The following is a 6,082-nucleotide window of genomic DNA, read 5'->3' as shown; positions in this document are numbered from 1 at the left end:
AAGCTGCTGCTCGACCCGTACGCCCGTGCGATCAGCGGCTCGGTCCAGTGGGGGGAGGAGGTGTACGGCTACCACTTCGACGACCCCGAACGGCGCAACGACCTGGACTCGGCGCCGTACACCATGACCTCGGTCGTGGTGAACCCCTACTTCGACTGGGGCGACGACCGGCCGCCCCGGCGCGGCTACCACGAGACGGTGATCTACGAGGCCCATGTCAAGGGCCTGACCATGCTGCACCCGGAGCTGCCCGAGGAGCTGCGCGGCACCTACGCGGCGCTCGCCCACCCGGCGATCATCGAGCATCTGACCGAGCTGGGCGTCACCGCGCTGGAGCTGATGCCCGTTCACCAGTTCGTGCACGACCACCGTCTGGTGGACATGGGCCTGAGCAACTACTGGGGCTACAACACGATCGGCTTCTTCGCCCCGCACAACGCCTACGCCTCCTGGGGCGACCGCGGCCAGCAGGTGCTGGAGTTCAAGTCGGCGGTCAAGGCACTGCACGAGGCGGGGATCGAGGTCATCCTCGACGTGGTCTACAACCACACCGCCGAGGGCAACCACCTGGGTCCGACGCTGTCCTTCAAGGGCATCGACAACCCCCGCTACTACCGGCTCACCGACGACCCGCGCTACTACATGGACACCACGGGCACCGGGAACTCCCTGCTCATGCGGTCCCCGCACGTGCTCCAGCTGATCATGGACTCGCTGCGGTACTGGGTCACCGAGATGCACGTCGACGGCTTCCGCTTCGACCTGGCGGCGACCCTGGCGCGGCAGTTCCACGAGGTGGACCGGCTGTCGTCGTTCTTCGACCTGGTGCAGCAGGACCCGGTGGTCTCCCAGGTGAAGCTGATCGCCGAGCCCTGGGACCTGGGCGAGGGCGGCTACCAGGTGGGGAACTTCCCGCCGCTGTGGACCGAGTGGAACGGCAAGTACCGCGACACCGTCCGGGACCTGTGGCGGGGCGAACCGCGGACGCTCGCGGAGTTCGCCTCCCGGCTGACCGGCTCCTCGGACCTCTACCAGAACGACGGCCGCCGCCCGCTGGCCTCGATCAACTTCATCACCTGCCACGACGGTTTCACCCTGCGCGACCTGGTGTCGTACAACGAGAAGCACAACGAGGCCAACGGCGAGGACAACCGGGACGGCGAGAGCCACAACCGCTCCTGGAACTGCGGGGTGGAGGGCGAGACCGACGACCCCGAGGTGCTCGAGCTGCGGGCCCGGCAGATGCGCAACTTCATCGCGACGCTGATGCTGTCCCAGGGCGTGCCCATGCTCAGCCACGGCGACGAGTTCGCCCGCACCCAGCGGGGCAACAACAACGCCTACTGCCAGGACAACGAGCTCACCTGGGTGCACTGGCCGAAGCCCGGCGAGCACGGCGGCGACCTGCTGGACTTCGTACGGGCGATGGCGGCGCTGCGCCGGGACCACCCGGTGTTCCGCCGGCGCCGCTTCTTCCACGGGCGGCCGGTGGAGGGCACCCACGACGAGCTGTCCGACATCGCCTGGTTCACCCCCGAGGGCCGGGAGATGACCCAGCAGGACTGGCACTCGGCACAGGCCTCCGCGCTGACCGTGTTCCTCAACGGCAACGCGATCTCGGAGCCCGGCCCACGCGGGGAGCGGATCACCGACGACTCCTTCCTGCTGCTGTTCAACGCCTCGCCGAAACCGCTCGAGTTCGTCGTGCCGCTCGCCCACGGGCGGCAGTGGCAGGTGGTGGTCGACACCGCCCGCACGGACCCGGTCCCGCCCGGCACCGGGCCGAGGGTGCGGGCCGGGGACCGGCTGACGCTGAAGGACCGCAGCCTGACCGTGCTCCAGCGGCCGGCATAGGAGCCGGGGCTCCGGTGCAGGGCCGGCGTCCCGTCGCAGGGGCCGATGTCCCGTTGCAGGGGCCGAGCTCCGTCACAGAGCCCGAGCTCCGTTCGGGCGGTGCCCCGCTCGGGTGAGGCCCCGTCGGGGTGGGGCCCGTTCAGGTGGGGCCCGTTCGGGCGAGGGCACGCCCAAGGGCCGGTGCCCACCCGGCGGGCCGGAGCACGTGGCGGAAGGGTGGGGGTCGTGGGCACGCGGCGGGCCGAGGGCACAAAAGGCCGCCGGGCGGGTACGTAGCTCTGCATGACCTCCGAGCACTCCGCCCCCGCCCGCCGTGTGCCCACGGCCACCTACCGGCTCCAGCTCCAGCCCGGGTTCCCGTTCGCGGCCGCCGCGCGGACCGTGCCCCGTCTGGCGTCGCTCGGCGTCTCCCATCTGCATCTGTCCCCCGTCCTCCAGGCCGTGCCGGGCTCCTCGCACGGCTACGACGTCGTGGACCACACGCGCGTGCGTGACGAGCTCGGCGGCGAGGAGGGCCTGCGGGCGCTGTCGCGCACCGCGCGGGAGCACGGGCTCGGTCTGATCGTGGACATCGTCCCCAACCACATGGCCATGGCGCCGCGGCACAACCGCGCCCTGTGGGAGGTGCTGCGGGAGGGGCCGGAGTCGCCGTACTCACGCTGGTTCGACATCGACTGGGAGGCCCAGGACGGCAAGGTGCTGCTGCCGGTGCTCGGCGGGCCGGTCGGCAAGGAGCTCGGCGCGCTGAAGGTGGACGGCGACGTCCTGCGCTACCACGACCACGCCTTCCCGCTGCGCGAGGGCACCGAGCGGCTGCCGCTGCCGGAGCTGCTGGACGCGCAGTGGTACCGGCCGGTGTGGTGGCGGCTGGCCCGCACGGAGCTGAACTACCGGCGCTTCTTCAGCATCTCCGAGCTGATCGGGGTGCGGGTGGAGGACCCGGAGGTGTTCGAGGCGACCCACGCCAAGATCCTCCAGCTGCTGCACGAGGGCGTGATCGACGGGCTGCGCGTCGATCACCCCGACGGGCTCGCCGACCCGGACGGCTACCTCCAACGGCTGCACGAGGCGACGGGCGGGTGCTGGACGGTCGTGGAGAAGATCCTCTCCGACGGCGAGCGCCTCCCGGCGTCCTGGCCGGTCGCCGGCACCACCGGCTACGACGCCCTGCGGCACGTCGACGGCCTGTTCACCGACCCGGCGGGGGCCGGTGAACTGCTCGCCCGGTACCGGCGGTTCGCCGCCCCGCCGGCCGACCGCGGCGGCGACTGGAAGGCGACGGTGCGGCAGGCGGCCCACGAAGTGATCACCCATGAGCTGGCCGCCGAGACGGAACGGCTGACCCGGGTGGCCCACCGGGTGTGCACCGCCTCGCCGGACCCGGCCCTGCGCGACCGCGCCCCCTGGGCGCTGCGCACCGCCCTGCGGGAGCTGCTGGTCCGCCTCGAGGTCTACCGGCCGTACGCCTCCGTGGATCCCGCCTCGGTGGTCACCGAGGAGGCCGCCGAGGAGGCCCGGCTCGCGTTCACGGTGCCCGAGGAGGGAGAGGCCGTCGACGTCGTACGGGCCCTGGTGACCGGGCGGGCCGGGGCCGGGCCCGACGTCGTGGAGCTGCGGACCCGGTTCGCGCAGACCGCCTCAGCCCTGCGCGCGAAGTCCGTGGAGGACACCGCGTACTACCGGTACGTGCCGCTGCTGTCGGCCAACGAGGTCGGCGGCGAACCGGGACGCCCGGCGGTGTCCCCGGAGGACTTCCACGCGTACTGCGCGCGCGTGCAGCGCGACTGGCCGCTCACGGGGACGGTGGTCTCCACGCACGACACCAAGCGCAGCGCCGATGTGCGGGCGGCGCTGGCGGTGCTGACCGAGTGCCCGGAGCGCTGGGCGGAGGTGCTCGCCGAGGTGTCCGGCGCGGCGGAGGCGCCGGACGCCCCCCTGGCGTGGGCGGCCTGGCAGACGGTGTTCGGCCTCGGTCCGGCACCCCAGGGGGCGGACGGAGGACGGGACGGGCGGCAGGACGCGGAACGGTACGACGAGCGGGTGCGGCAGGCCCTGCTGAAGCATGTGCGTGAGGCGGGCCTGCACACCGGCTGGACGGAGCAGAGGCCGTCCTACGAGGAGGCGGTGGAGCGCTTCGTCGCCCAGGGCCCGTGCGGCGCACCGGCCGCGCGGGTGGCCGCTCTCCGCGGCGCGCTGGAGCCGCACATCCGGGCGAACGTCCTGGGCACGGCCCTGGTGCATCTGACGATGCCGGGCGTGCCGGACGTCTACCAGGGCACCGAGAGCGAGTACCGGGCGCTGGTGGACCCGGACAACCGGCGGCCGGTACGGATCCCTCCCGCCGCCCCGGACGGGAAAACCGACGGGAGGGCCGACGAGAAGGCCGCGGTGACGGCCGCGGCCCTGCGGTTGCGCGCCCGGCGGCCGGAGGTCTTCGGGGAGACGGCGGCCTACGCACCGCTGCTCGCCGAGGGACCGGCGGCGCACCACTGCGTGGCCTTCGTCCGCTCGGGCCGGGCGGTGACGGCGGTGACCCGGCTGTCGCTGCGGCTGGCACAGGCGGGCGGCTGGCGCGGCACCCGGCTGCCCCTGCCGCCGGGCCGGTGGGCGGACGTGACGACGCCGGGGCGGGAATTCGAGGGGTCCGTGCGCCTGGAGCAGCTCTTCGAGCGGCTTCCGGTGGCCCTGCTGGAGCAAGTCGCCTGACAGTCGGCGAATCGCTTGACAGTTCACACAATTCCGTGGGGTACTGCGGAAAACGAAGCAAGGCGGACGGATCGGGGGTGAGTCTCCTTGCTCAAGCCACGCTATCCGAGCGTTCCCGAACTGGTCGCCTTCGCACGTGCGCTGACCGCGCACCGGCCCGATCTGTGCGTCCTGAAGGAGGTCGGTCTCTCCCGCGCGGGCAGACCGCTGCACCTGCTGTCCATCGGACACGCACGGCGTGCCGTGCTGGTGGTCGCCGGCGCCCACGCCAACGAACCCACCGGAGGCTCCACCCTCCTCGCCCTCGCCCACCGCGTGCTGCGCGAACCGCCGTTGCGGGCCGACACCTCCTGGCACTTCCTGCTCTGCGCGGACCCGGACGGGGCGAGCCTGCACACCACCCCGGCTCCCCGCAGTCTGCTCGACTACCACCTCGGCTTCTTCCGGCCGGCCGGACCCGAGCAGCCGGAGTGGTCCCCCGCCGTCCTGCCGCCCGACCGGCTGCCGCCCGAGACACGCGCGCTGACCGGTGTCATCGACACGCTGCGGCCCTACCTCCAGGTGACTCTGCACGGCACCGACCTGGGCGGAAGCTGGGTGCAGCTGACCAAGGACATGCCCGGGCTGGCGGAGCCGTTCGTCAAGTCGGCGGCCCGGTTCCGCATACCGGTGGAGACCGGCGCCTCCGACGCGGCGGGCTGGCCCGCCTCCGGCCCCGGAGTGCGGGTGATGCCGGCCCCCGGCACGGATCTGGCGTACCCGAGCCTGCCGGACGACGCCCGCAACAGCACCTGGTACCACGCCCACCGCTACGGCGGCATGACCGCGGTCGTGGAGGTGCCGATGTGGGCGAGCGACCTGGTGGACGACCCGGCCCCGCACCCCGCCCCGGCCACGGCGATCCGCCGGTTCGCCCACCGGCTGCTGCGGGACGCGCGCGAGGTGGAGCTCATCCTCGCCGACGCACTGCCCCGCCTGCACGGCGCCGACGGGCCGCTGCTGCGGGCCGCGAAGTGGGGGCTGAGCCTGGTGCCGGGGCTGGCCGCCGACTGGATCCGCACCCCGCCGGCCGATACCACGATGGCCTACGTCGGCAGCGTGGACGCCTTCGGCCGCCGCCTGCCGCTGCGGGCCGCGGCCATGCTGCTCCGGGTGCTGCGCGAGGCCGACGACCGTGCCGCACCGGAGCTGGAACGGCTGGTGACGGCGTGGAGCGAGGCGTTCGCGGAACGGTTCCAGGCACGCTGGGTGCCGCTGGAGCACCAGGTCGAGCACCAGAGCCGGACGGTGGTGGCAGCAGTGCTCGAGGCACGGGGGATGTCGAGGTGAGACGGCTCGGTCGCCTGCGGGCGCCACGAGCCGGTGGCGGGGACCCGAGCGTGCTCAGCGCTTCGCGCCTCCGCGTGTTCGGGTCCCCGCCACCGGCACGCCCTTCGGCTCCTCCGCGGCCGGCGCGCGGGGACGGGGGGCGTGGGTGGGCCCGTACCCCGGGATGGGGCTTCGGGGCGGCGTCGTCCTGACC

At 73.3% G+C, this 6,082-nt stretch carries 2 protein-coding genes and 1 pseudogene (1 of these 3 cut by a window edge); all 3 read left to right on the top strand.

All coding sequences use genetic code 11. From position 1 onward, the window contains the following. Positions 1-1,854: pseudogene (glgX, locus tag CCN35_RS26130) on the top strand (glycogen debranching protein GlgX); it begins 191 nt to the left of the window's first position. Positions 1,855-2,136: 282 nt separating this feature from the next. After that, positions 2,137-4,560 carry a malto-oligosyltrehalose synthase gene (gene treY, locus CCN35_RS26125; protein ID WP_086794563.1) on the top strand — a complete coding sequence of 808 codons (2,424 nt, stop codon included), beginning with the start codon at positions 2,137-2,139 and terminating at the stop codon, positions 4,558-4,560. 87 nt (positions 4,561-4,647) lie between these two features. Further along, positions 4,648-5,889, top strand: a complete 1,242-nt coding sequence (locus tag CCN35_RS26120) for a M14 family zinc carboxypeptidase (RefSeq protein WP_067396657.1) — start codon at positions 4,648-4,650, stop codon at positions 5,887-5,889. The last annotated feature ends 193 nt before the right edge of the window (positions 5,890-6,082 follow it).

It is taken from the genome of Streptomyces thermovulgaris (assembly GCF_002155915.1).
Classification (GTDB): domain Bacteria; phylum Actinomycetota; class Actinomycetes; order Streptomycetales; family Streptomycetaceae; genus Streptomyces; species Streptomyces thermovulgaris.
This window is presented reverse-complemented; position numbering and strand designations above follow the sequence as displayed.